Annotated in this window: 21 protein-coding genes; 7 read left to right on the top strand and 14 right to left on the bottom strand. The window is 71.3% G+C overall.

The features are described from left to right. Positions 1-53 precede the first annotated feature (53 nt). Genes KZC57_RS14605 through KZC57_RS14595 form a run of 3 tightly spaced genes read right to left on the bottom strand, consistent with a single transcriptional unit; the run spans position 54 to position 1,354 of the window. Complete coding sequence (locus KZC57_RS14605; RefSeq protein WP_247642068.1) at positions 54-674, bottom strand: HAD-IA family hydrolase; 621 nt, start codon at positions 672-674, stop codon at positions 54-56. Positions 675-725: 51 nt separating this feature from the next. Further along, positions 726-1,112, bottom strand: a complete 387-nt coding sequence (locus KZC57_RS14600; protein ID WP_247642067.1) for a type II toxin-antitoxin system VapC family toxin — start codon at positions 1,110-1,112, stop codon at positions 726-728. Beyond that, positions 1,109-1,354 carry a hypothetical protein gene (locus KZC57_RS14595; protein ID WP_126894495.1) on the bottom strand — a complete coding sequence of 82 codons (246 nt, stop codon included), beginning with the start codon at positions 1,352-1,354 and terminating at the stop codon, positions 1,109-1,111. Before KZC57_RS14595 ends, KZC57_RS14600 begins: the two co-directional genes overlap by 4 nt. Positions 1,355-1,473: 119 nt before the next feature. Here KZC57_RS14595 and KZC57_RS14590 point away from each other — a divergent pair, with 119 nt between their 5' ends. Both KZC57_RS14590 and KZC57_RS14585 read left to right on the top strand, forming a co-directional pair. Further along, complete coding sequence (locus KZC57_RS14590) at positions 1,474-1,680, top strand: AsnC family protein (protein ID WP_247642066.1); 207 nt, start codon at positions 1,474-1,476, stop codon at positions 1,678-1,680. A gap of 76 nt (positions 1,681-1,756) precedes the next feature. Then, on the top strand, positions 1,757-3,643 hold the full coding sequence (locus KZC57_RS14585) for an ABC transporter ATP-binding protein (RefSeq protein WP_247642065.1): 1,887 nt from the start codon (positions 1,757-1,759) through the stop codon (positions 3,641-3,643). 242 nt (positions 3,644-3,885) lie between these two features. Here KZC57_RS14585 and KZC57_RS14580 read toward each other — a convergent pair whose 3' ends face one another. Beyond that, positions 3,886-5,748 (bottom strand): phosphoenolpyruvate carboxykinase (GTP), encoded by a 1,863-nt coding sequence (locus KZC57_RS14580; protein ID WP_374206614.1) that lies wholly within the window; start codon positions 5,746-5,748, stop codon positions 3,886-3,888. A 109-nt stretch (positions 5,749-5,857) separates the two neighbouring features. Here KZC57_RS14580 and KZC57_RS14575 point away from each other — a divergent pair, with 109 nt between their 5' ends. Then, positions 5,858-7,300 (top strand): XRE family transcriptional regulator, encoded by a 1,443-nt coding sequence (locus KZC57_RS14575; RefSeq protein WP_105949446.1) that lies wholly within the window; start codon positions 5,858-5,860, stop codon positions 7,298-7,300. 89 nt (positions 7,301-7,389) lie between these two features. Here KZC57_RS14575 and KZC57_RS14570 read toward each other — a convergent pair whose 3' ends face one another. Next, the gene (locus KZC57_RS14570) at positions 7,390-8,433 is read right to left on the bottom strand and encodes a winged helix DNA-binding domain-containing protein (protein ID WP_247642064.1); all 1,044 of its coding nucleotides are present in this window, start codon (positions 8,431-8,433) and stop codon (positions 7,390-7,392) included. 104 nt (positions 8,434-8,537) lie between these two features. Beyond that, a complete protein-coding gene (locus KZC57_RS14565) occupies positions 8,538-9,980 on the bottom strand; it encodes a glyceraldehyde-3-phosphate dehydrogenase (RefSeq protein ID WP_247642063.1) in 1,443 nt (480 codons plus the stop codon). Positions 9,981-10,142: 162 nt separating this feature from the next. Here KZC57_RS14565 and KZC57_RS14560 point away from each other — a divergent pair, with 162 nt between their 5' ends. Next, a complete protein-coding gene (locus KZC57_RS14560; protein WP_247642062.1) occupies positions 10,143-11,486 on the top strand; it encodes an amidohydrolase in 1,344 nt (447 codons plus the stop codon). Between the two features lie 87 nt (positions 11,487-11,573). Here the strand turns inward: KZC57_RS14560 and KZC57_RS14555 are convergent, their stop codons facing one another. From KZC57_RS14555 to KZC57_RS14520, 8 genes are all read right to left on the bottom strand, one after another. After that, positions 11,574-12,563 (bottom strand): methyltransferase dimerization domain-containing protein, encoded by a 990-nt coding sequence (locus KZC57_RS14555; RefSeq protein WP_247642061.1) that lies wholly within the window; start codon positions 12,561-12,563, stop codon positions 11,574-11,576. Positions 12,564-12,637: 74 nt separating this feature from the next. Continuing rightward, a complete protein-coding gene (locus tag KZC57_RS14550) occupies positions 12,638-13,312 on the bottom strand; it encodes an alpha/beta fold hydrolase (RefSeq protein WP_217584697.1) in 675 nt (224 codons plus the stop codon). A 34-nt stretch (positions 13,313-13,346) separates the two neighbouring features. Next, positions 13,347-13,934 (bottom strand): TetR/AcrR family transcriptional regulator, encoded by a 588-nt coding sequence (locus KZC57_RS14545; protein WP_247642060.1) that lies wholly within the window; start codon positions 13,932-13,934, stop codon positions 13,347-13,349. A gap of 47 nt (positions 13,935-13,981) precedes the next feature. Then, positions 13,982-14,830, bottom strand: coding sequence for an ATP-binding cassette domain-containing protein (locus KZC57_RS14540; protein WP_247642059.1), 849 nt, complete (start codon positions 14,828-14,830; stop codon positions 13,982-13,984). Beyond that, a complete protein-coding gene (locus KZC57_RS14535; protein ID WP_247642058.1) occupies positions 14,827-16,623 on the bottom strand; it encodes a dipeptide/oligopeptide/nickel ABC transporter permease/ATP-binding protein in 1,797 nt (598 codons plus the stop codon). Before KZC57_RS14535 ends, KZC57_RS14540 begins: the two co-directional genes overlap by 4 nt. Beyond that, the gene (locus tag KZC57_RS14530; RefSeq protein WP_247642057.1) at positions 16,620-17,561 is read right to left on the bottom strand and encodes an ABC transporter permease; all 942 of its coding nucleotides are present in this window, start codon (positions 17,559-17,561) and stop codon (positions 16,620-16,622) included. The genes KZC57_RS14535 and KZC57_RS14530 overlap by 4 nt, the downstream gene beginning before the upstream one ends. 73 nt (positions 17,562-17,634) lie before the next feature. Continuing rightward, on the bottom strand, positions 17,635-19,164 hold the full coding sequence (locus KZC57_RS14525) for an ABC transporter substrate-binding protein (protein ID WP_231919588.1): 1,530 nt from the start codon (positions 19,162-19,164) through the stop codon (positions 17,635-17,637). 888 nt (positions 19,165-20,052) lie between these two features. Then, positions 20,053-21,015, bottom strand: coding sequence for an aldo/keto reductase (locus KZC57_RS14520; protein ID WP_247642056.1), 963 nt, complete (start codon positions 21,013-21,015; stop codon positions 20,053-20,055). Positions 21,016-21,115: 100 nt separating this feature from the next. Between KZC57_RS14520 and KZC57_RS14515 the strand changes: the two genes are divergently transcribed. From KZC57_RS14515 to KZC57_RS14505, 3 genes are all read left to right on the top strand, one after another. Further along, complete coding sequence (locus KZC57_RS14515) at positions 21,116-21,850, top strand: SDR family NAD(P)-dependent oxidoreductase (RefSeq protein ID WP_247642055.1); 735 nt, start codon at positions 21,116-21,118, stop codon at positions 21,848-21,850. 94 nt (positions 21,851-21,944) lie between these two features. Beyond that, positions 21,945-23,045, top strand: a complete 1,101-nt coding sequence (locus KZC57_RS14510; protein WP_060922406.1) for a zinc-binding dehydrogenase — start codon at positions 21,945-21,947, stop codon at positions 23,043-23,045. 8 nt (positions 23,046-23,053) lie between these two features. Beyond that, positions 23,054-24,013, top strand: a complete 960-nt coding sequence (locus KZC57_RS14505) for an aldo/keto reductase (protein ID WP_247642054.1) — start codon at positions 23,054-23,056, stop codon at positions 24,011-24,013. Positions 24,014-24,023: the final 10 nt, after the last annotated feature.

The following is a 24,023-nucleotide window of genomic DNA, read 5'->3' as shown; positions in this document are numbered from 1 at the left end:
ACGAACGGCGCCCGTGTCCTCGGACACGGGCGCCGTTCGCTGTCATGGTGCGCTCAGGCCCGGAGGAACTGCTCGATCGCGGCTACGGTCTGCGGGGTGCTCCGGTGGAGGAGCGCCGACATTCCGATCTCATGGGCGCCGCGGACGGCCTCCACGTGGTCATCGATGAAGAGGACATCCTCCGGGGCCGCATCCATCCGTTGGAGCGCGCTGCGGTACGCCCGGGCGTCGGGTTTCGCCACTCCCAGCTCGTGGCTGTAACAGATGGGATCGAACACCGCAGAGAACCTGTAGCGCCGTTCCTCCTCCTCGCGCGCGCCGTCCGCCGAGTTCGAGAGGATCGCCACCCTCGCCCTTCCCCGCAGCGTCGCGGCGTGCGCGATCAGCTCCGAGTCGGCATGACCGCAGTAGGAATCCCAGAACTCCGCACGCATCTGCGCCTGGCGGTCACTGTCGAGACGCAGCACCGCCCCGAGTCCCTCCCAGAACGCCTCAGCCACTCCCGCTTCGAGGTCGATCCTCGGGAGTGCCGCAGCCGCCAGGCGCTCATCCGCTTCCTGGGGCGTGATGTCAGCCTCACGGCACCAGCGCGCCCACCACTGGTCCTGCCAGGCGTCATCGTCGACGACCTCGAGCACGCCGCCGACGTCGAACAGTATCCACTTCTCCGGCATCCGCTCACCCTAGTCTCGGAGCGGGTGGGGTGTTCTCGCCTGGCCGGGTGCTCACAGCACCACGACGTCGCAGTACCGGGCCGCCGTCTTCGCCAGCCGGTGATCGGCCGTGAGCAGAGGGACGTCGAGGGCCTCGGCGAGCGCGACATAACCGGCGTCGTACGCGGAGACGTCCTCGCGCAGCGTCCAGATCCGTGGGATGAGACGACGCAGCGGATGGCGGGTAATCTGCAACGCCCCGAACGCATCGAGGGCCTCGCGGGCAGCGTGTGCCGGCATCGACGACCGCATCGTGAGTCGGCGCAGCACGGACAGGACCTCGATGTCGAGACCCGCGTGTGCATGGAACTCCTTGCCGTGCGCCCAGACCTCCTCGCCGAGCAGTGCCTCGATCGCCGCCGAGGCATCGAGCACGACCGCCTCGGACGTCCCGCTCACTCGCGCTCGTCCCGTTCGCGATCACGGGCGGCGAGGATGCCCTCGCGCGTCAGGGAGACGCCGGCCGCGCGCGCCCGTGCCCGCGACGCCTCGAGGACCTCGGCATTGCTGCGGTACCGGACGAGGTCTTCCAACTCGCGCGCGACGTAGTCCGACAGGCTCATGCGTTCCGCCGCGGCACGCTCTTTGAGCCGGGCGTGAACCTCATCGGGCAGGTTCCTCACTTGCAGCATGCGAGCCATCCTGCCAGCATCGCATGCGCTCCACATGCGGACAAGTGGGCGCCTGTGGGCAACACCCACGTCAACACTTCTTGACACCGGACCGCGCGTCAACGAATATTGACGCGAAGGAGGTCCCCATGCCTCAACCGACCACCATCGCCGCGGCCGCGGGCGGCGAACCCCTCGCCGAGCTTCACCGCCTGGCCGCGTTGCGCAAGGAGCTCGCGCGCGCTGAAGAGGCCCAGGTCCGTCGCGCCCGCACGAGCGGCTACTCGTGGCAGGCGATCGCGAGCGCCCTCGGCGTCACCAAACAGGCGGCACATCGGCGCTTCGGGCGCACCTGAGCCCATACAGCCGCCCCATAGGAAACGGCCGTCCCCCGAGTACGGTCGAAGTACCATCTCCAGATCGAGGTCCCCCATGTCCCGCACGGCGACAGCACGCCGACGCGGACGGGGCGCACCGGCCGACGGGCCCCGCGCCACCTTCCGCCAGCTCCTCCCCTTCCTCTTCGAGCACAAGCGCACCCTCGTCGTCGTCGCCGTCCTCAGCGTGTTCGGCGCCGCGACCTCGCTCGTGCAGCCCCTCCTCGTGGGCCAGGTCATCGAGGCCGTGCAATCCGACGGCACGATCGGCGTGCTCGTGTGGCTGCTCGTCGGTTTCGTGATCGTGTCGTCGATCATCTCGGGGTTCCAGCACTACCTGCTGCAGCGCACCGGCACCGCGGTCGTCTACTCCAGCCGCCGCAAGCTCATCGCCCGCATCCTTCACCTGCCGACGTCCGAGTTCGACGCACGGCGCACCGGCGACCTCGTCTCCCGTGTGGGCACCGACACCACGCTCCTCTACGCCGTCCTCACGCAGGGGCTCGCCGACGCGGTCGGCAACGTCGTCCTCTTCGCCGGGGCGCTCATCGCGATGCTGCTCATCGACCCCGTGCTGCTGCTGCTCATCGTCGTGGTGATCGGCGTCTCCGTCGTGGTCGTCGTCGCCCTCAGCGGCCGGATCCGCACGGCGTCCACCGCCCAGCAGGAGAAGGTCGGCGAGCTGGCCTCGGGCGTCGAGCGGGCCGTCGGGTCCATCCGCACCATCCGGGCCTCGGGCGCGACCGAGCGGGAGACCGCGGCGGTGACGGAGCGGGCCTCTGAGGCCTATGGCATCGGCGTGCGGATCGCGAAGATCTCCTCGCTCGTGGTGCCGGTCGCCGGCATCGCCCTCCAGCTTTCCCTGCTCGTCGTGCTCGGCGTGGGCGGCTTCCGCGTCGCCGCCGGAGCCATCTCGATCGCGGCCCTCATCTCGTTCGTGATGTTCCTCTTCCTGCTGGTGATGCCCCTCGCCTCGACGTTCGGCGCGATCACCTCCGTCAACCAGGCCCTCGGCGCGCTCGGCCGCATCCAGGAGGTCCTCGACCTGCCCACCGAGACCCAGGACGACGCCGCCACCGCCGCCGCTCTGCCCCGTGACGAGGAGCCCGGTGCGGACGCCCCCGCCCTGGAGTTCCGCGACGTGCGGTTCCGCTACCCGGAGAACGTCGTCGCCGCCCGCCGTGCCGCCGCGAGGGAGGCGCAGACCCTGCTCGCCGATGCGCACCTGGAGCAGACCGAGGCCGCCGTCGACCCGCAGGACCACGAGGTGCTCCGCGGGGTGTCGTTCGCGGTCCCGCGCGGGGCACGGGTGGCGCTGGTCGGTCCCAGCGGGGCGGGGAAGAGTACCATCCTCTCCCTCATCGAGCGCTTCTACGACCCGACGGGCGGCTCCATCCGCCTGAAGGGGCACGACACCCGCACTTATCCGCGGGAGGAGCTGCGCGCCCACTTCGGCTACGTCGAGCAGGACGCCCCGACCCTCGCCGGCACCCTCGCCGAGAACCTGCGGCTCGCTTCCCCCGGCGCCACCGATGCGGACTGCGAGCGCGTGCTCCGCGCCGTGAACCTCGGCGACGTGCTGGAGCGGAACCCCCTCGGGGTCGACGCTCCGGTCGGTGAGGACGGCGTGATGCTCTCCGGCGGCGAACGGCAGCGGCTCGCGATCGCCCGGGCACTCCTCACGGACGCCCCGATCCTCCTGCTGGACGAGTCGACCTCGTCGCTCGACGGCGTGAACGAGCAGCGCATGCGCGAGGCCATCGACGCGGTCGCCACGGACCGCACGCTCGTCGTGATCGCGCATCGTCTGTCCACCGTCGTCGACAGCGACCTCATCGTGGTGCTGCAGGACGGCGTGGTCGTCGGACAGGGCACCCACGCCGAGCTCGTGGAGTCGACTCCGCTCTACCGCGACCTCGCCCGCCATCAGCTCCTCGCCTGATCCCCCCCTCTCCCCCCTCCGCCTGCTGAGACCCCGGTTTCGCGTCGAGACCCCGCCTTCCGCACGTATGCGGGGCGGGGTCTCGACGCGAAACCGGGGTCTCGACGGGAGGGGGTGCCACGAAGGCGGGGCGTCGGAGACCACTCAGCCATGGGTTCGTCTCTGATGCCCCGCCTTCGCGGGTAGGGCTCGGCCCGGAGGCCGAGGGTGCCGGCTCCCCCGAACCGGCACCGGTCTGGGGGCTACGCCTTCGCGAGGCGGTAGCGCAGCGACGCGAGCTCGGTGCGCAGAGCTGCGGGCACCCGGTCGCCGAACGTGTCGTAGAACTCCTCCGTGAGGTCGGCCTCGGCCTTCCACGCCTCGGGGTCGACCGAGAAGAGCTCGTCGAGGTCTTCCGCGGGGATGTCGAGCCCGTCGAGGTTGAGGTCCTCCACGCGCGGCAGGCGTCCGATGGGGCTGTCCACGGCCGGCACGTCGCCGGCCACCCGGCGGATGATCCAGTCGACGACACGGGAGTTGTCGCCGAATCCGGGCCAGAGGAACCGGCCGTCCGCCCCACGGCGGAACCAGTTCACCTGGAAGATGCGCGGTGCACGGTCGAACCGCAGGCCGCGGCCGACCTTGAGCCAGTGGCCGAAGTAGTCGGCCATGTTGTAGCCGCAGAACGGCAGCATCGCGAAGGGGTCGCGGCGCAGCTCGCCGACCGTGCCCTCGGCCGCCGCCGTGCGCTCGGAGGAGATGTTCGAGCCCAGGAACACGCCGTGGGTCCAGTCGGTGGCCTCGACGACGAGCGGCACGTTGCTCGCGCGGCGTCCGCCGAACAGGATGACGTCGAGCGGCACGGCCTCCTCCCAGTCCTCGGAGATCTGCGGGCACTGGGCCGCCGACACGGTGAAGCGCGAGTTGGGGTGCGCCGCGGGACGACCGGAGTCGGGCGTCCAGTCGTTGCCCTCCCAGTCGATCAGGTTCGCAGGCGCCTCGTCGGTCAGGCCCTCCCACCACACATCGCCGTCGGGACGGAGCGCGACGTTGGTGAAGATCGTGTTGCCCCACAGCGTCTCGACCGCGGTGACGTTGGTCGACTCACCCGTGCCGGGCGCGACGCCGAAGAAGCCGGCCTCCGGGTTGATCGCCCAGAGCCGTCCGTCCTCGCCGGGGCGGATCCAGGCGATGTCGTCGCCGAGGGTCTCGACCTTCCAGCCGGGGATCGTCGGGCGGAGCATCGCGAGATTCGTCTTGCCGCAGGCCGACGGGAACGCGGCGGCGACGTGGTACGCCTTGCCTTGCGGGTCGATCACGCGGATGAGGAGCATGTGCTCGGCGAGCCAGCCCTCGTCACGGGCGATCACCGACGCGATGCGCAGCGCGAAGCACTTCTTCGCGAGGATCGCATTGCCGCCATAGCCCGATCCGTACGAGTACACCTCGAGCGTCTCCGGGAAGTGCACGATGTACTTGTCGTCGTTGCAGGGCCACTCGACGTCCGGCTCGCCCGACTCCAGCGGAGCGCCGACGGAGTGCACGGTCTTGACCCAGGGCGCGCCCTCGGCGATCTGGCGGGTGACCTCGTCGCCCACGCGAGTCATGATGCCGATCGACGCGACCGCGTAGGCGCTGTCGGTGATCTGCACGCCGATGTGCGACAGGGGGCCGCCGACGCGACCCATCGAGAACGGCACGACGTACATCGTGCGACCGCGCATCGAGCCCTCGAAGATCTCGTCCATCTTCGTGTGCATCTCGGCGGGGTCGGCCCAGTTGTTGGTGGGGCCGGCGTCCTCCTCGCGCTCCGAGGCGATGAAGGTGCGGGCCTCGGTACGGGCGACGTCGCTGGGGTGCGAGCGCGCCAGGTACGATCCGGGACGCCACTCGGGGTTCAGCTTGATGAGCTTGCCCTCGTCGACGAGTCCGCGCAGCAGCCAGTCGTTCTCAGCGCGCGAGCCGTCCACCCAGTGCACGGCGTCCGGCTGCGTGAGCGCGCGGATCTCTTCGACCCAGGCGGCGAGTTCCGCCATCGCAGGGGTGTCGTAGGAGGGGGCGGTGCCGAACGTGCGCGTCGGGGCGACAGGGGACGTGCGAGGGGTGAGGACTTCGGCCATGGCCATGACTGCTCCTTCGAAGTGTGGGGCGTTGCTTCCATCTTCTTCGCCCTCGGCGCGGACTTTCGGCCAAATCGAGCGATAAGAATCACGGTTCTTTCGATAGACTCAAACTATGGCGTCCTCCGGCATCCACCTCACGACCCTCGGCCACCGCATCCGGCACCGCCGTCTGGAGAAGGGCTACACGCTCGACGAGCTCGGAGCCGTCGTCGGGGTCGCCGGCTCCCAGCTCAGCCTCATCGAGAACGGCAAGCGCGAGCCCAAGCTCTCCCTCCTCCAGGCGATCGCGCAGGCCACCGGCACGGAGGTGACCGACCTCATCTCCGGCGAGCCGCCGAACCGACGCGCGGCCCTGGAGATCGAGCTGGAGCGGGCGCAGGAGAGTCCGGTCTTCCGTCAACTCGGGGTCTCGCCCGTCCGGGTCACGAAGGGCATGAGCGACGAGACCATCGAGTCCATCCTCGGGCTGCACCGCGAGCTGCAGCGCCGCGAGCGCGAGGCCATCGCGACCCCTGAGGAGGCCCGTCGCGCCAACACGGAGCTGCGCCTGCGGATGCGCGCGCAGAACAACTACCTCCCGGACATCGAGAAGCTCGCGGAGAAGCAGCTCAAGGCGGCCGGCCATTCGCAGGGCGCCCTGACCCACCGCACCGTGAGCATTATGGCCGAGAAGCTCGGCTTCGAGCTCATCTACGTCAACGACCTGCCGCACTCGACGCGCTCCGTCACCGACCTCGAGAACGGCCGCATCTACCTGCCCCCGGCATCCATCCCCGGCGGACACGGCCTGCGGTCCATGGCACTGCAGGCGATGGCGCACCGCCTGCTCGGGCACACGCCGCCGACCGACTACGCCGACTTCCTGCAGCAGCGCCTGGAGATCAACTACTTCGCGGCGTGCTGCCTGATGCCGGAGACCGCCGCGGTCGCCTTCCTGCAGCAGGCGAAGAAGGACCGCAACCTCGCAGTGGAGGACTTCCGCGACGGGTTCGGCGTGACGCACGAGGCCGCCGGCATGCGCATGACCAACCTGCTCACGCAGCACCTCGGCATGTCGCTGCACTTCCTGCGCGTCGACTCGACCGGAGCCATCACGCGCGTCTACGAGAACGACGACCTGCCGCTGCCGATGGACGTGACGGGAGCCGTGGAGGGACAGCGGGTGTGCCGGAAGTTCCAGGCCCGTTCCGCCTTCACGGAGCAGAACCGCACCGTCGAGCACCACCAGTACACGGACACCCCGTCCGGCACGTTCTGGTGCTCCACGCAGACCGGGTCGTCGAGCGAGGGCGAGTTCTCCGTCACGGTCGGCGTGCCGTTCGACGACGCCCGGTGGTGGCGGGGTCGCGAGACGAACGACAGGGCCGTGTCGACCTGCCCCGACGAGGCGTGCTGCCGTCGCCCGTCGGCCGAGCTCACTGAGCGCTGGAAGGGTCGGGCGTGGCCGAGCGCCCGCGTGCACACCCACATGTTCTCGCCGCTCCCCCGCGGCATGTTCCCCGGCGTGGACGACAACGAGGTCTACAACTTCCTCGGTCGCCACGCCAGCGAGTGACGTCGACCCACCCCCTTGCGTCCACCCCGGCCCGTTACGCGCGGCCGTAAGGGGCCGGGACGCGCGGAAGGGGGTGGGTCGACGCGAGGTCAGGCGAGGAACGCGGCGAAGCGGGCGAGTGCGGAGGCGACGGCGGCGGGATCCTCGGGTGCAGTGAAGAGCTCCGGAGGGGTGGTGTGGGCGGCGGCGGCGTGCGTCCAGCAGCCGATCACGCGGCCGTGCTCCACGACGGTCGCCCGGACCATCCCGTTCTTCCCCGGTCCGACGGCGGCGAGGTACTCGGGGTCACAGACGACGGTGCGGTCGGCGTAGGAGATGTAGTACTCGTCGAAGGCTCCGAGGGCGAACACGGCCGGACGGCCTGCCGCGCGCCGGGGCGGGGTGCGGCCGACGAAGACCCCGTCGTCGGCCTCGGTCACCCGTGTCGCCGCGCGCTCCGCCGCCTCCCTGGACCGCCCGAGCGTCAGCCCCGACCACCACGCGAAGTCCGCGACCCCGGCGGGCCCGTGTCCCTCGACGTAGCGGACGAACAGCTCGGCCAGCGGGTCCTCCGGGTGGGCGTGATCGCGGATGTGGTCCGCCGCGAGCGCGAACCGCTGCTCCCGCGTGATGCCCTCCCGCGGCACGACCGGCCCCTGCACGAGCACGCCGGAGACCGTCAGCGCGAACAGCAGGTGGATGCCGCGCTGCCCTGAGGGGTCGATGCCGATGCCCTCGAGCACCGGGAAGATCTCGCCCCGGGTGAGGCCGCCGTCACGGAGCCGCGGCGTGAGCTCCCGGACGACCGTGTCGATCATGTCGTCGTCGATGCCGAGCTGCCGCTGCCGGGAGGCCGCCTGCTGCAGCTGTCGTGCGGCCGTGACCTCCAGCACCCAGCCGAGGTCGCGCGCGGGGATCGTGTGCAGCGTCCCCCGCATGGCCCAGGCCCGGACGAGGTCCCCACGGTCGAACGCGGCGTCGACGTCACGAAGCCGTACGTCGCCTTTCGTCCGCAGGGCCAGCGCCCACCGTCCGGCCGTGAAGTCCTGGCTCTGCGTCGCGAGAAGCCGCGCCGCCGCCCCCGCCACGTCCGGCTCCGGCGCCGTGAGCCCTTGGAACCGCAGCCGCTCCTCCCGCCATCGTGAGGTCTTCATACCCCTCATCATGCCGCGACCCACCCCCTTTCGCGTGCCCCGGCCCGTTGCATGCGCACGCAGGGGGCCGGGCCGGGCGGAAGGGGGTGGGTCGACGGGAGGGGTCAGAGGGTAACTTCGCGGCGGGCGGGGAGCACGACCGGGTGCGACCCCGCCATGGTCTCCAGCACCCGGATCACCTGGCAGGAGTAGCCGAACTCGTTGTCGTACCAGACGTAGAGGATGAGGGTGTCCTCGTCGGCGATCGTGGCCAGGCCGTCGACGATGCCCGCGCGGTGCGAGCCGACGAAGTCCGTGGAGACCACCTCCGGGCTCTCCACGTAGTCGATCTGCTGCCGGAGCTTCGAGTGCAGCGAGACCCGGCGCAGGTAGTCGTTGACCTGGTCCTTGGTGGCGGGGCGCTCCAGTGTGAGGTGCAGCACCGCGAGCGAGACGTCCGGCGTGGGGACGCGGATCGCGCTGCCCGTGAGCTTGCCCTCGAGTTGCGGCAGAGCCTTGGCCACGGCCTTCGCCGCCCCGGTCTCGGTGATGACCATGTTCAGCACGGCGGAGCGACCGCGGCGGTCGCCCTTGTGGAAGTTGTCGATGAGGTTCTGGTCGTTCGTGAACGAGTGCACGGTCTCGACGTGACCCTTCACGACGCCGTAGGCCTCGTCGATCGCGGCGAGCACCGGGGTGATGGCGTTGGTCGTGCACGACGCCGCGGAGACGATGCGGTCTTCCTCGGTGATCGTGTCGTCGTTGATGCCCTGCACGATGTTCTTCAGCGGGCCCTTGCCGGGGGCGGTCAGCAGCACGCGGGCGACGCCCTTCGCGCGGAGGTGCTGGGAGAGTCCGGCCTCGTCACGCCAGCGGCCGGTGTTGTCGACGACGATCGCGTCGTCGATGCCGTAGGCCGTGTAGTCGACGGCCGCCGGGTCGTCGGAGTAGATGACCTGGATGCGCGTGCCGTTGGCGATGATCTGCTCGGCGTCCGCGTCCACCGTGACCGAGCCCGCGAAGCGGCCGTGCACCGAGTCGCGCAGCAGCAGCGACGCGCGCTTGACGAGGTCGTTCTCGGAGCCGCGGCGCACGACGATGGCGCGGAGCCGGAGCCCGCTCCCGCCGCCGGTGTGCGCGATGAGGATGCGGGCCAGCAGGCGGCCGATGCGCCCGAAGCCGTAGAGCACGACGTCGGTCGGCGGTGCCGGGACCGCGCCGACGGCCGGGGCCAGGGTCTCGGCCAAATACTCCCCGAGCGGGCGGCCGCTCTCCGCGTACCCTTCCACGAGGCGGGCCACGTCGATCGACGAGGCGCCGGGGGCCAGGGCGTGGATGCCCTCGAGCACCGCCAGGCTGTCCTCGACGTCGAGGCGCTCGTGTCCGAGCTGGGCCACGCGCTCGTGCACCTCGACGACGCCGGTGGCCGAGAGGCCGAGCAGGCGATGACCGTGCAACGAGGTGACCACGTCGCGCTCGCGCTTGAGAGCCCCGATGAGCGGGATCATCCGCTCCGCCAGCTCTTCGCTCGCCGTCCATTCGTCGCGGTGTGCCGCGGAATCGTTCATCTGCGTCCTTGCATGTGTGAGCGCGCGCCGAGGTCGCCGGCGCGCACGAGGTTGCCGGGGTGTTCGGGGGATGACTCCAGGGTACAAGCCGCGGAACCACGCGCCGAATCGGGCAGCGCAGACGCCCGTGCGCGAGAGTTTTACGTCTACACTGGTGGAATAATGAGCAGCGCACTCCTCGGCGACGACGCCGACCTCCTTCTCCGCGGCGGCCGCATCCACACCGTCGACGCCACCGATTCCGTCGCCACCGCGATCGCCGTCCGCGACGGGGTGATCGTCGCCACTGACGCCGCCGCCGAAGCCCTCCCGGCCCGCGAGATCGTGCAGCTGGACGGTCGCACCGCGATCCCCGGCCTCAACGACGCCCACCTCCACGCCGCCTGGCTGGGCGCGCGCTGGCCGCACCTCTTCTTCTCCGACACCCCGCCCGAGGAGCAGCCCACCGGCCGCCTCGTGGCCACGGCCGACGAACGACACGCGGCCCTGCGCCGGGCCTGGGCACTGCTCGCGGAGTTCGGCATCACCAGCTACACGGAGCCGGGCATCGGCCCCGGGGAGGACGACGGCGAGACCGGCTGCTTCGGCACCGACATGCTCGACGCGTACGTGGAGCTGCACCGGGAGGGCGCGCAGACCTCGCGCGTCACGCTGCTGCGCCTGTTCGGGACGATCGACGGCGAGAGCTCCCTGGAGGACTTCGCCGCCGGACTCCCGGTGCCGCCCCCGTCGACCGACCCCCGCTGGCTCGCGATCCCCGGCGTGAAGATCTTCGCCGACGGCATCCCGCCGATGGCCACCGCCTGGACGTCGGCCCCCTACCCGGACGGGACGACCGGGCATCTGCTCACGCGCGGCGATGCCGATCCGCTCAGCGCCTTCCAGCGGATGATCGCGCTGGCCGCGAGTCGCGGTCTCCAGATCGCGGTGCACGCCACCGGCGACCGCTCGATCGAGGAGTTCCTCACCGCACTGGAACGGCACGGCCGGACACCCCCGCCGCCGGCACCCCACCACATCGTGCACGGCGACCTCGCGACCCCCGCGCAGATCCGCCGTGCGGAGCGCCTCGGCGTCGGCTTCGCCGTGCAGCCCCTCATCGCCGCGCACACGCACTCCTGGGCGGCGGTGCAGCTCGGCGAGGCCCGGGTCGCCGCCGCGTGGCCGCTGGCCGAGATGCTCTCCTCCGGGGCGCTGACCACCGTGACCAGCGACGCCCCGATCGCCACTCCGGACTGGCGCCCCAGCCTCGATGCCTCCCTCGCCCTCCTCGCCGCCGACGGCCGGGCGGACGACGCCGCGACCCGGCGCCGGCTGCTGCGCACGATGACGGCCGACGCCGCGATCCAGGACGGCGCCGCGAGCTGGAAGGGCACCCTCGGGCCCGGCAAGGTCGCCGACATCACGGTGCTCGACGAGGATCCGTGCACCCCGGGGCGCCCGTTCGCCGATCTTCGGGTCGAGCGCACGATCGTCGACGGCCGCACGGTGTTCGCCCGCGACTGACCACCCGAGCCACGAAAACGGCGGGCGGCATGTTCACGCATGCCGCCCGCCTCTGATCCCCCTCGGACCAGTCTCGAACCGCGGTCGTCAGACCGCGGTGGCCAGGAGCACGCGCGGGCTCCCCGGCAGGGCGACGGTGTCGCGCACCGCCCAGCCGGCGTCCGTCAGCCAGCCACGGACCTGCGACTCCGGGTACACGACGGTGCCGTCGATCACGAGGTACTCCCCCGCGTGCAGGGCGTCCAGCGCGCGCTGCTCGTCGTCGTCGTCGAGGAAGAAGTCGAGCACGGTCAGCGTCGCCCCCTCGACCGCTGCGGCACGGAGCCGGCGGAAGATCTGCGCGTTCTCCTCCGCGGAGAAGCGGTGGATGACGTGGTTGGCGAACACCGCGTCGTAGGCGCCCTCGGGGGCCGCAGTCGCCGTGTCCCCCACCTCGACGGCAGCCCGGTCGGCGACGCCCGCCGCCTCGACCGCCTCGGCCACGCCGTCCTCGAATCCCGGGGCGTAGACGAACGTCGTATGCAGCTCGGGGTTGCGCGCCATGACGGCGAGGGCGAACTCGGCGGACAGACCACCGAAGTCGAGGGCCTTGGTCGCGCCGGCGAGCTCGACGAGCCGGCCGAACTCCTGCGCGTGCAGGCGGTTGTACGTCATGACGCCGGCCATGAACGTGCCCCACCGCGCGTCGTCCATCTGCAGATCGCCGGGCTCGGTCGTGTCGACCGTGTGCGCGAACTGCAGCCAGTGTGGGTAGCTGATCTCGTCGAGGAACGTGAGGAACGGAGCGAGATCGATGACCGCGTCCTCCCCCGTGAGGTAGGCGGAGGCGTCCGGAGCCAGGGCGTAGCGCCCCTCCGTCCGGACGAGGAGACCCTTCGCGGCGAGGGTGTCGGCGAGCAGCCGGGCGATCCGCTCGCTCACCCCGCAGCGCTCGGCGATCGCCGCGGCCGTGTCGGCGCCCGCGGCGACGGCGGCGAACAGCCCGATGCGGCTGGCCTGGAAGAGCTGCTTCGCGGCCATGTAGCCGGTGGCGATGTCGAGGATGCGGGCGGCGTCGGGGGTGGGGGTGTCGGTCATGGCGGATGCCTTTCGGTATGTCTACGAACGTGGGAAATAAAGGACAGGAGGACGCCGGGCGTCGGACCGGCGGGTCAGTCCGCGAGGAACCCGCGTACGGCGTCGCGGAACGCGGCGGTGTGCAGTGCCGCGAGGTGATCGCCGGGGACGCGCCGCACCCGGACGTCCGGCAGCCGCGCGGCGAGCTCGTCGATGCCCGCGGCCATCGGGTCGTCCTCGCCACCCAGGAGCAGCACCGGCATCGTCGGCGCTCCGGCTTCGGGCGCGAACGGCTCGGTCGCGAGCCCCTCGATGAGGTCGAGCAGATCGTCCGGGCGGTTGCCGGGCAGGCTCACCATGTGCACGATCATCCCGGTCAGCGGATCGACGGGAGACGGTCCACCGGCGATGGCGGCTCGCGCGGCGGAGAGGCCGACGAGCGCGAAGGGCTCCCCCGCGCTGAGGCCGCCGAGCACGAGACGCCGCACCGCGACACCCGGGTGCCGGGCGAGGTCCCAGGCGAGCCGGGCCCCGAGCGAGTAGCCGACGAGGTCGACCTCGTCCGGGCCGATCGCTGCGGCGAGCGCGTCGAGCACCGCGGCGGTCGGCACGACTCCGAGCCCGGGGGCGTCGCCGTGCGCCGGCAGATCGAGGACCCGGCGCGGCCGATCGCCGAGCACCGCCGTCCACTCACTGTCCGGCCAGTCCTGCGTGCCGCGCGAGGCGAGGCCGTGCAGGAACACCACGGGTCGTTCGGGGGGAAGGGTCATGACGGGCCGTCCTCTCGGAACCGGCCCCTCGCCCTCAGCGCAGCCGCGCGAGGAACCGGTCGATGTAGTTCTCGTAGTCGGCGATGCGGTCGCCGTCCGGGTACATGAGGTTGATGACCGTCGCCCCGACCGCCGCGGAGATGTACTCGTCCGCCAGCGGGCCGTAGTCCTGATCACGGATCGACCCCTCGTCGCGGGCCGCCTCCATGCGCGCGATGAGCGAGGCTCGCCACGTGCCCAGGTGTCCGCGGTAGAGCTCGGCCAGCGACTCGTTCGCCATCGCGTACTCCCACAGTGCCAGGAGCACCCGGCCCGCGGCGATCTGCTCCGGGTCGCGCGGCACGGTGGCCTGCAGGAAGCCGCGCAGCGCGTCGTCCGCCGCCACCGGTTCCTGCCCGGCGGCCTCCACGCCCTCGGACATCTGCTGCAGGATCGTCTCGAACGTCGCCGCGACGATGCTCTCCTTCCCGGGGAAGTAGTGCTTCAGCGCACCGTTCGCGAAGCCCGCCTCCGCGGCGATGCTGCGCATGGTCGCCGCCTCGAACCCACCCTTCAGGATGATGCTCTTGGCCACCTCGACGATGTCCCGTCGCCGCTGGTCGTGGTCGATGATCTTCGGCATGGCGTCCTTCCGGCCGAGTCCGGGGTGTGGCGAGTTCCGGCCTGGAGCTACCGTACCGCCGCATCGGGCACCTCCCGCAGAGCGAGCCACTGCGCCCGGCGTTCCCGCTGGGACGCCGGGTCGGCGACGGGCGAGGCCAGCCGCAGCCGTTCGGCGTACGGGTGGCGTGGGGCGCGGGTGACCTGCTCCCCGTCCCCGATCTCCACGATCTCCCCCCGGTACATCACGGCGACCCGGTGGCAGACCCGCCGGACGACGCCGAGGTCGTGCGACACGAACAGGTAGGCCACGCCGGTGTCACGCTGCAGCTCGATGAAGAGGTCGAGGATGGTGGCCTGCGTGGTGAGATCGAGCGCGCTGACCGGCTCGTCACACACGATCAGCCGCGGACCGCGGACCAGGGCGCGGGCGATCGCGATGCGCTGCCGCTGCCCGCCGGAGAACTCGCTCGGATACCGGTCCATGCTCGTGGAGGGCAGCCGCACGCGGTCGAGCATGTCGCGCACGCGCGCGTCGGCCGCCTTCGCCCCGATTCCCGTCGTGAGCAGCGGCTCGGCGAGGATGTCGCCGATCGTCAGTGCCGGGTTGAGGGAGCCGTACGGATCCTGGAACACGACCTGCACGTCGTCGGCGAGCGCCCGCCGGGCCCGGCGGCCGAGGTCTCCGATATCGCGACCGTCGAAGCGGATGCGGCCCGCCGTCACCGGGGCGAGGCCGAGGATGGCCTTGCCGAGGGTCGACTTGCCCGATCCGGACTCGCCGACGAGGCCGAGGCACTCACCGGGGGCGATGTCGAGGGAGACGCCGTGCAGCGCGCGGAAGGCATGCCGACCCCGGCCGTACTCGACCACGAGATCGTCCACCTGCAGCAGGGGGTTCACCGGAGCGGTGTTCATGCGGGGACCTCCGTCCGCCGGCCGTCGAGCGCGGCGCGGCCCTCGGCTTCGTCGAGCGACGCGGCGATGAGCTCGCGCGTGTACTCCTGGGTGGGCGCGGCGAAGAGGTCGTCCACGGGCCCCGACTCCACGATGTCGCCGCCGCGCATGACGATCACGCGGTCGCAGATGTCGGCGACGACGCCGAAGTTGTGCGTCACGATGAGCAGCGCCATGCCGTACTCGGCCTGCAGCTCCCGCAGCAGTTCGAGCACCTCGGCCTGCACGGTCACGTCGAGGGCGGTGGTGGGCTCGTCGGCGACGAGGAGCGACGGCCGACCGGCGATCGCGCCGGCGATGAGCACGCGCTGCGCCATGCCGCCGGACACCTGATGCGGGTAGCTGCGCATCACGCGATCGGGGTCGGACAGCCCGACCCGCAGGAGCACCTCCCGCGCGCGCTGCCGGGCGGCGGCCTTCCCCAGCCCGTGCGTCCGGCGCAGCGGCTCGATGAGCTGGTGCCCGATCGTGTACGAGGGGTCGAGATTGCTCATCGGCTCCTGCGGCACATAGCCGATGGTGCGCCCGAGCAGGGCCTGGCGCTCCTTCGGCGTCGCGTGGGTGACCTCCGCGCCGCCGACCCAGATCGCGTCGGCGGTCGCCCGGCCGGTCGCGGGGAGCAGGTCGAGCACCGAGAACACCGTCTGCGACTTGCCCGACCCGGACTCGCCGACGATCCCGACGACCTCCCCTGGCGCGACGTCGAGCGTCACTCCGTGCACGACCTCGGTCTCCCCTGTCGGTGTCGCGTGCACGACGTGCAGGTTCTCGACGCGGAGGGCCGACGCCGGAGCCTCATGACGCACGCTGCCCGTGGCGGGAGGCGCGGCGACCTCATCCGCGGTCTCGAGCACACCGCGCCGCCGCCGTCGGGCCGCCCGCGGCGTGCGCACCTGCACGAGCTCGGCGAGCGTGGAGCCCATGATCGCGAGGACGGCGATCGTGAGACCGAGCGCGGCGGAGGGCCACAGCAGCATGAGCGGGTAGGTGAGCATGAGCCGGAAGCCCTCGAGCATCATCGCGCCCCAGCTCGGCACGTTCGAGTCGCCGATGCCGAGGAACTGGAGCCCCGCCTGCATGCCCATGGCGATGCCCGCCGTGAGCGCGGTCTGGATGATGACCGGCGGGTAGACGGCCGTGATGACGTGGCGGAAGATGATGCGCGCGTCCGACAGCCCCGACACGCGGGCGGCATCGATGTACGCCTCGCCGCGGACGGCGAGCGTCTGCGACCGCGCGATGCGGAAGTAGCCCGGCACCATGAAGACGCCGACGGTGACCATCAGCAGCTCGAAGTTGTTGCGACTGCCGGCAGCGACCACGAGGAGGATGATCATCCCGGGGATCGACTGGAGGGCGTCGCTGATCCAGGTCGCGACCCGGTCGAAGACGCCGCCGAAGTACCCGGCCGCGACACCCGACGGGACGCCGATGACGAGCGCCGTGACGATCGTGATGAGCGCACCCCACAGCGTCGTCCTCGTCCCGTAGATGAGGCGGCTGAGGATGTCGCGCCCGGTGGAGTCGCCGCCGAGGAGGTGCTCCGGCGAGGGCGGGGCCTTCGCGGCTGCGAGGTCGACGAGGTTCGGGTCCATCGGCGCCAGCAGCGGCGCGAACACCCCGACGAGCACGATGAGCACGAAGATCGCGAGCGGGATGTAGCCGCCGGGGTGACGGAGGAAGCGTCGGAACAGGCTCGACCGGCGCTTCTGGGCGGCCCGGTCGAAGGCGACGCGGATGTCAGTCGTGGTCATGCGACGCGCACCTTCGGGTTGATCCAGCCGAGCACGAGGTCGAGCAGGAGGTTGATGAGGACGACGAAGACGATGGAGACCACCGTGATCCCGAGCAGCATGGGGATGTCGCCGTTCTGCGATGACTGGTTCGTGAGCTGCCCCAGACCGGGGAGGCTGAAGATCTGCTCCACCACGATCGCCCCGGAGAGCAGGCCCACGAACATCAGGGCGATCACCGTGAGCGCGGCGGGCGAGGCGTTGCGGAGGATGTGCAGGTTCACCCGGGCGGCGGACAGGCCGCGGCTGCGGAGGGTGCGCACCCAGTCCTGGCGGCTCTGGGCGATCACGGCATTGCGCAGCTGCTCCGACACAGCGACGATGCCGCCCAGGGCGAGGGAGATCGCCGGCAGCGTGATCGAGCGCAGCCACCCTTCGACGGACTGTGTCGGCGGGACGTACCCCACGGCCGGGAACCACTTGAGCTGCACGGCCAGCCACATGACGAGGACCAGGCTCACCCAGAACCCGGGGAGCGCGAAGAGGACGACGGAGATCCCCTTGATGATCCGGTCGAACCAGGTGCCGGGGCGGAGTCCGGTGATCATGCCGAACGCGACGCCGATGACCGCGGTGATGAGGGTCGCGAGGGTCACCACGGAGAGCGTGACGGGGACCTTGACCGCGAGCTGCGCGCCGACCGGCTGGAAGTTGCGCCACGAGACGCCGAAGTCGAGCAGCACGGCGTGGGAGAACCAGTCCCAGAACTGCACGATCAGGGGGCGGTCGAGACCGATCTTCGCCGCCAGCGCCTCCTGCTGCGCAGGACTCGCCGTGGTCCCGAGGAGCGAGGCGGTCGGGTCGCTGATCGCGAGGTGGGCGAGGAAGAACGTGCCGATCGAGACCGCGACGAGCAGGAGGATGCCGGACAGCACCCGCTTCGCCGTGAAGAGGAGCATGGGGGCCTCTCGAGGGTGAGGAGGAGGGGAAGGGGTGCCGGGGCGGCCGCATGGCGACCGCCCCGGCGGGCGTTCAGCCCTGCGTGATGTACCGCAGCGTCGGGAACATCATCCCCACGACGGGCTGCAGCTGGATGCCGGGCGCCGTGTAGTAGATGTTGTTCGCCTGGTACCAGACCGACCACCAGGCCTGGTCGACGAGGGCCTCGTTGAGCTCCTTGATGGCGGCGGTCTGCGCGTCGCCGCGCTCCGTCTGCACCTTCTCGACGAGCGGGGCGATGACCTCGTTCTTCGCGTAGTCGGGCTCCGGGTTGAACCACTGCACGCTCGTCAGCTGGCGAGAGACGGTGGCCACGTCGTTGCCGTCCATCGCGAGGAAGGAGATGAACATCGGGTAGTTCGGTGCGTTGAGCTGGTAGTCCGGCATCTGCATGTTGTCCCAGGTGACGGTGATGCCGAGCTCGTTGAGGGCCTGCTCGGCCGATGGCTTCCACATCTCGAAGATCGGGGACATCGGCATCGAGATGTCGAAGCCGTCCGGGTAGCCGGCGTCGGCCAGGAGCTCCTTCGCCTTGTCCATGTTGAACGCGTAGGCGTCGTTGAGCTCGGGGTCGTTGATGTCGCCGCCGTCCGGGAAGACCTGGTTGGTGGCCACGCCCGCACCGCTGCCGACCGCCGCGAGGACGGCCGCACCGTCGAACGCGTAGTTCAGCGCCTGGCGCACCTCGAGCTTGCCGAGGGGCTCGCTCTTCGCGCCGGTGTGGTCGGTGATGACGAGGCCCGCCCACCCGGAGACCCGCTGGGCCGTGTTCCAGCCCTGCTGCTCGGCCTGGTCGAGGTTGGCCACGTCGCCGTACTGCACGTTGATCTGGCCGCTGAGCATCGCGTTGTGGCGGGCGGTCGCGTCGGTGATCGGGTAGATCGAGAGCTCGGCGAACGGGTACGTCTTCGCGTCCCAGTGGTCCTCGGTCTTGGTGAAGTGGTACTCGGCGCCCGCGACGCTGGTGTCGCTGTCGAGCACATAGGGGCCGGAGCCGACCGGATCGCTGCCGAGCGTGCCCGCCTCGATGGAGGCCGGGGGCATGACGTAGCTGCGGCCGAGGCCCATCAGGTAGAGGATCGTGTCGTCGCGCTGCGTGAGGGCGATGCGGACGGTGTCGTCGTCGACCTTCTCGAACCCCTCCGCGTTGACGTAGGCCTCACCGGACCTGGCGCCGGCCTTGAGGTACTCGAGGCTCGCGACGACGGCGTCGGCGTCGACCGGGGTGCCGTCGCTGAACACGGCGTCGGTGCGGATGTCGAGGTCGATGCTGAGGTCGTCGTCGGCCACGGTCCACTTCGTCGCGAGCGACGGGATCGGGGTGCCGTCGCTGTCGAGGGCGATGAGGGCGTCGTACACCGCGGACAGGTAGGGGCCGTCGAAGCCGATGTCGGCGAGGGACGGGTCCCACGAGGTGACGTCGAGGAAGTTGCCGATGTTGAGGGCGTCGGGGCCTTCGGCGCCACCGCCCTCGGACGGCGAGGGCGTTCCGCCGCCGCTGCAGCCGGCGAGCGCGAGGGTCGCGGCGACGGCGGCGGCGACCGCGAGGGGCATTCGTTTCATGGTTCCTTCTCTCGGGTGCAGGGGGTGGTGAAGAAGGTTCGAAGAGCCGCTGACCGGAGACCGGGACCGACGCCACTTCGATGTGTCGTGCTGGTTAGTCTACATGCGTGGAAAAAGAGCGCAAGCGTGTTTCCGACCCCAGCCGCGCGGACCGATGCCTCAGCGCGCACGCGCCTTGCTCCCCCGCGCACATCCCCGTCCCCGCGGGTGCCGGTGCCGGTGCCGGTGCCGGTGCCGGTGCCGGGAGCACTTCCGCACCTCTCCCCTCCCCGCAGGGCCCCTTTCTGATCCCGCCACTGCCCCACCCCGCCAGCCGGATCAGAAACGCCCCTCCGCGTCGCCTTCCAGGCACCCTTTTCATTCCGCACCGGAGCAAGTGACGGCGCGGACGGGCTACGCCGCCGCCCCCGAGGGACACCACACCCACCCTCCCGGGATCAAGAACGCTCCTCCCACGCGGGCAGGACGAGCACTTCTGATCCGGCGCATGCGCCGGAGCACTTCCGATCCCACACTGAGGCGAGGAGCACTTCTGATCCGGGGCCCCGGAGAGCGGTTCGGTTGCCCACGAGCGGCGGGCCCGGCGACTGACATACCGCCGCCGCCAGAAGCCGGATCAGAACCGGCCGCACGCCCTCCCCACGCGGCGGGGTTTCGCATCGGCGCGCAGAGAGTCACGCCGCGCGGGATCAGAAATGTGCGCGCGGGGCGCGCGCGAGGTGCGGAAGTGATCCCGCGCGGCGAGTGGGACGCGGGGGCCGCGCGAGGCGGGATCGGGAACGTGCCTGCGGGGCGTGTGAGAGGTGCGGAAGTGATCCCGGACGGCCGGGAGGGGGGGAGGCGGGCGGGGGGGTGGCGGGGGGGGAGGCGGGGGTGCGAGATATGGGGTCACCAGGTGCCGTCGGGGCGGACGGCGTGGTCGACGCGGCAGTCGGCGAGGGCGGCGCGGACCTCGGCTCCGTGGTCGCGGGCGAGGGCGAGGGCGGCGTGGTTCTCCTCGAGCTGCGCGACGCGGGAGGCGCCGAAGAGCACGGCGGCCGTCGCGGGGTTCGCCAGACAGAAGGCGATGCCGAGGGCCGACGGGGTGACCCCGAACTCCCCCGCGACCCGCGCGACCTCGGGGTACACGGCGAGGATCCGCTCGCGGATACCTCCGACATCGGCACCGATCTTGCGCTGAGGCATCCGTCCGGTGGCGAGGATTCCGCCCTCGAACACGTCCGAGGCCTGCAGCGCGAGGGTTCCGTCGGCGAACAGCGGGCCGTACGCGTCACCCTCCGCCATGGCCCGTCGGGCGATGCCGTACTTGAGCTGCGCGAACGAGGGGCCGATCAGCCCCTGAGTGTCCGCCTCGGCCAGCGCCGCCCTGGCGTCCGCGATCCGCCAGTTGTTGATCCCCCACGAGTCGACCAGGCCGTCCGCGAGGAGGGCGTTCACGTCGGCGACGAGCCGCGGCATGTCCGGGGCGTCGAGATAGTCCCCCACCACGAGGGTGTCGAAGCGGTCGAGGCCCGCCCGCTCGAGCGACTCCTCGATCTGCCCACGGAAGCCCTGGTTCGGCCAGTCCCACAGCCAGAGCTTGCCGCACAGCACGACGGCGGCACGGTCCACCCCGCTCGCCTGGAAGGCCTCTCCGAAGAGGATGTCGGTCCGGGAGTTCTCGGCGTGCGGCCCCATGTTGTAGTACGCCACGTCAAAGAATCCGGCATCGAGCTCGACCGCCCGGTGGATCAGCTGCACGGCGTCGTCGAACTCCATGCGATCCCAGGTGTTCCACGATCCGAGGGCGAGCGGCGGCACCGTCGCCCCTCCCGGAGACAGCGGCTTGCGGGGGGATGTCGCATCGGGCATGGGGGCTCCTTCGCCGGCTCTGGGCACGGGGTTGTGTTTTTCTATGTTTGTAGAATATAACGGACTCATCCCGTCAGAACACCCGTCAGTGAGGACGAACATGACCGCTTCCCCCCGTCGCATCCTGGTCACCGGAGGCGCGTCCGGACTCGGCCGCGGGATCGCCACCGCCTTCCGCGCAGCGGGCGACGAGGTGTTCATCGGCGACGTGGACGACGTCGCCGCCGCAGCCGTCGCCGCCGAGATCGGCGCCACCGCCCTCCCCCTCGACATCGGCGACGAAGCGTCGGTGCAGGCGGCAGCCGAACGGATCCGCGAGGCCGGCGGACTCGACGTCCTCGTCAACAACGCCGGTGTCGTCGCCGGCGGGGGAACACTCCAGGAGGTCGCGGTCGACGCGGTCGATGCGGCCCTGCGCGTCAACGTCCGCGGCACGTTCCTCATGCTGCGGGTCTTCGGCAGGCTGTTCGCCGCGGCCGGCCACGGGACCATCGTCAACATCTCCTCGATCGGCGCCCGGCAGCCCACACCCGGCCTCGGGCACTACGAGGCCACGAAGGCCGCGGTCGACGCGCTCACCCGGACGGCGGCCATCGAACTCGCCGGCTCCGGGGTGCGGGTCAACGCCGTCGCCCCCGGCCCCGTGCTCACGCCCCTGACCGCCGACTTCGCCTCCAACCCGGACGCCCGCGCCGCGTGGGAGTCGCGCATCCCGCTCGGCACCATCGCCGAGGTCGACCAGGTCACCCCGCTCGTGCTGTTCCTCGCGAGCGAGGCCGCCAGCCACATCACCGGGGTCTCGGTCCCCGTCGACGGCGGCCAGCTCCTCGTCTGACCCCGTCCCCCTCCGTGCAGGATCGATTCCGCCCCTCCCGGGCTCCGCGGAGGACCGTCTTCGATCCCGCCACCCGCCCCGCGACTGGAGAACCATGACCCTCCCCACCACCACCCGCGCCGCGGTGCTCACCGCGCACGGCGAGCCGCTCACCCTGCAGGACCTCCCGCTGCCCGCCGAGATCGAACCCGGCGCCGCCCTCGTCCGCATCGCCTGCACCACGCTGTGCGGCACGGACATCGAGATCTGGGAGGGGAAGATGTCGTTCCCCGGAATGCTGCCCATGGTCCTCGGTCACGAGATGGTCGGCGAGATCGTGGCCACCGGACCCGACACCCGCGACGCGCTCGGCCGCCCGCTCTCCCCCGGCGACCGGATCGGCTGGTCGGAGTCCACCTGCGGCGAGTGCCACGGCTGCGTCGTGCTGCGGGAACCGGTCGCCTGCTCCCGCCGCGGCTACGGCTTCCTCCAGCGCGCCGACGTACCGCCGTTCGCGACGGCTGGGCTCTCCGAGTACGCGTACGTCACCCCGGGTGCCGCCAAGCTCCTGCTCCCGGCGGCCGTCAAGGACACCTGGGCCTCCATGGCGGGCTGCGCCGCGAAGACCGTCCTGCGCGCGTTCGAGCGGGCCGGTCGCATCCGCCCCGGCTCCCGCGTGGTGGTGCAGGGCTCCGGCGCCCTCGGCATCTTCGCCACGGCAGTCGCGAAGATCGCGGGTGCCGGGCAGGTCATCACCGTCGGTGCTCCCGCGGCCCGTCTGGAGCTCGCCGCCCGCTTCGGCGCCGACGCCGTCGTCGACTTCCGCGACGGGCCCGTCGTCGACCAGGTCCTGGCGCTCACCGGAGGCCAGGGAGCGGACCACGTGTTCGACTTCGCGGGCGCACCGAGCGTCGGACCGGACGCCGTCGGCATGGCCGCCCAGCGCGGCACCGTCGCGATCGTCGGCTCGACCGGCCCCGCCGGAGACGGCTTCGCCCTCAGCACGATCATGGGCAAGGAGCTCACGGTGGTCGGCTCGCTCAACGGCGACATCTCCGACTACGCCCGCGCGATCGACTTCTTCACGGCGTTCGCCGACCGCTTCCCCTGGGACGACCTGTTCAGCGCCCCGGTCGGGCTCGCCGGCGCCTCCGCGAAGATCGCCCACATGCACCACCTCGATGAGGTCAAGGCCGTCATCGACCCCAGCCTCTGAGGAGCATCATGACCACTCCCCTCCCCGTGCGCGAGATCGGCCGCAGCGGCCTGCACGCCTCCCTGTTCTCCCTGGGCTCGTGGCACACCTACGACCGCATGGACTTCGCCGACGCGGTCGCACTCCTCCGCGAGGCCACCAACCGCGGCGTGAACCTCTTCGACGTGGGCGTGTACTCCGCACCCGGCGCCCCGCCCGTCTTCACCGACGTGATCTTCTCGGCGATGGTGCGCGCGGCGGGGCTGCGCCGAGAGGAGTGGCTGCTGTCGTCGAAGCTCTGGCTGGAGGCCTTCGGCGCCGACGGCTTCCGCCCGCAGCTCGAGAACGCCCTGATGCGGGTGGGCACCGAGCACGCCGATCTCGTGATCCTCGGCGACCTGCGCCGCGACGACCTCGACCTGCGCGACCTCGTGCTCGACCTCGCCGCCCTCGCCGACGCCGGCCTCATCCGCGCGTGGGGCGTGAACAACTGGTCGGCGGGGAGCATCCAGGCCCTGATCGACCTCGCCGCCGCGGAAGGCGTGCCCGGCCCGCAGATCGCGCAGCTCAAGTACAGCGTCTCGCGGCGGTCGATCCCGGACGGCGAGCCCTTCGCACGCCTCTGGGAGCAGGGCCTCACGCTGCAGGCCTCGGACTGCCTGGAGGGCGGGATCCTCGCCGGGACGGTGAACGGCGGCCGGCAGATCGGGCGCGACCCCGGCGGCATCCGCGAGCGGATCGTCGCCGACGTCCCCGCGTTCACCGCGGTCGCGGAGGACCTCGGCGTGACCCCGGCCCAGCTCGGCATCGCCTTCACCCTCACCCACCCCGCCCTGACGACGACCCTGTTCGGCGCCTCCCGCGTCACGCAGCTGCGGGCGAACCTCGACGCGGCCGCCCTCGTCGACCGCGTCGGCGCCGCCGAGCTGCGCCGTCTCGTCGAGCCCTTCTGGGCCGACCGCGGGGTCGTCGACCCCGAGGGCCCCTGACGCCGTCCCA

The organism is Microbacterium sp. KSW4-4 (assembly GCF_023091185.1).
In the GTDB taxonomy this organism is placed as follows: domain Bacteria; phylum Actinomycetota; class Actinomycetes; order Actinomycetales; family Microbacteriaceae; genus Microbacterium; species Microbacterium paraoxydans.
The sequence above is the reverse complement of the archived record's forward strand: the minus strand, read 5'-3'. Positions and strand labels throughout refer to the sequence as shown.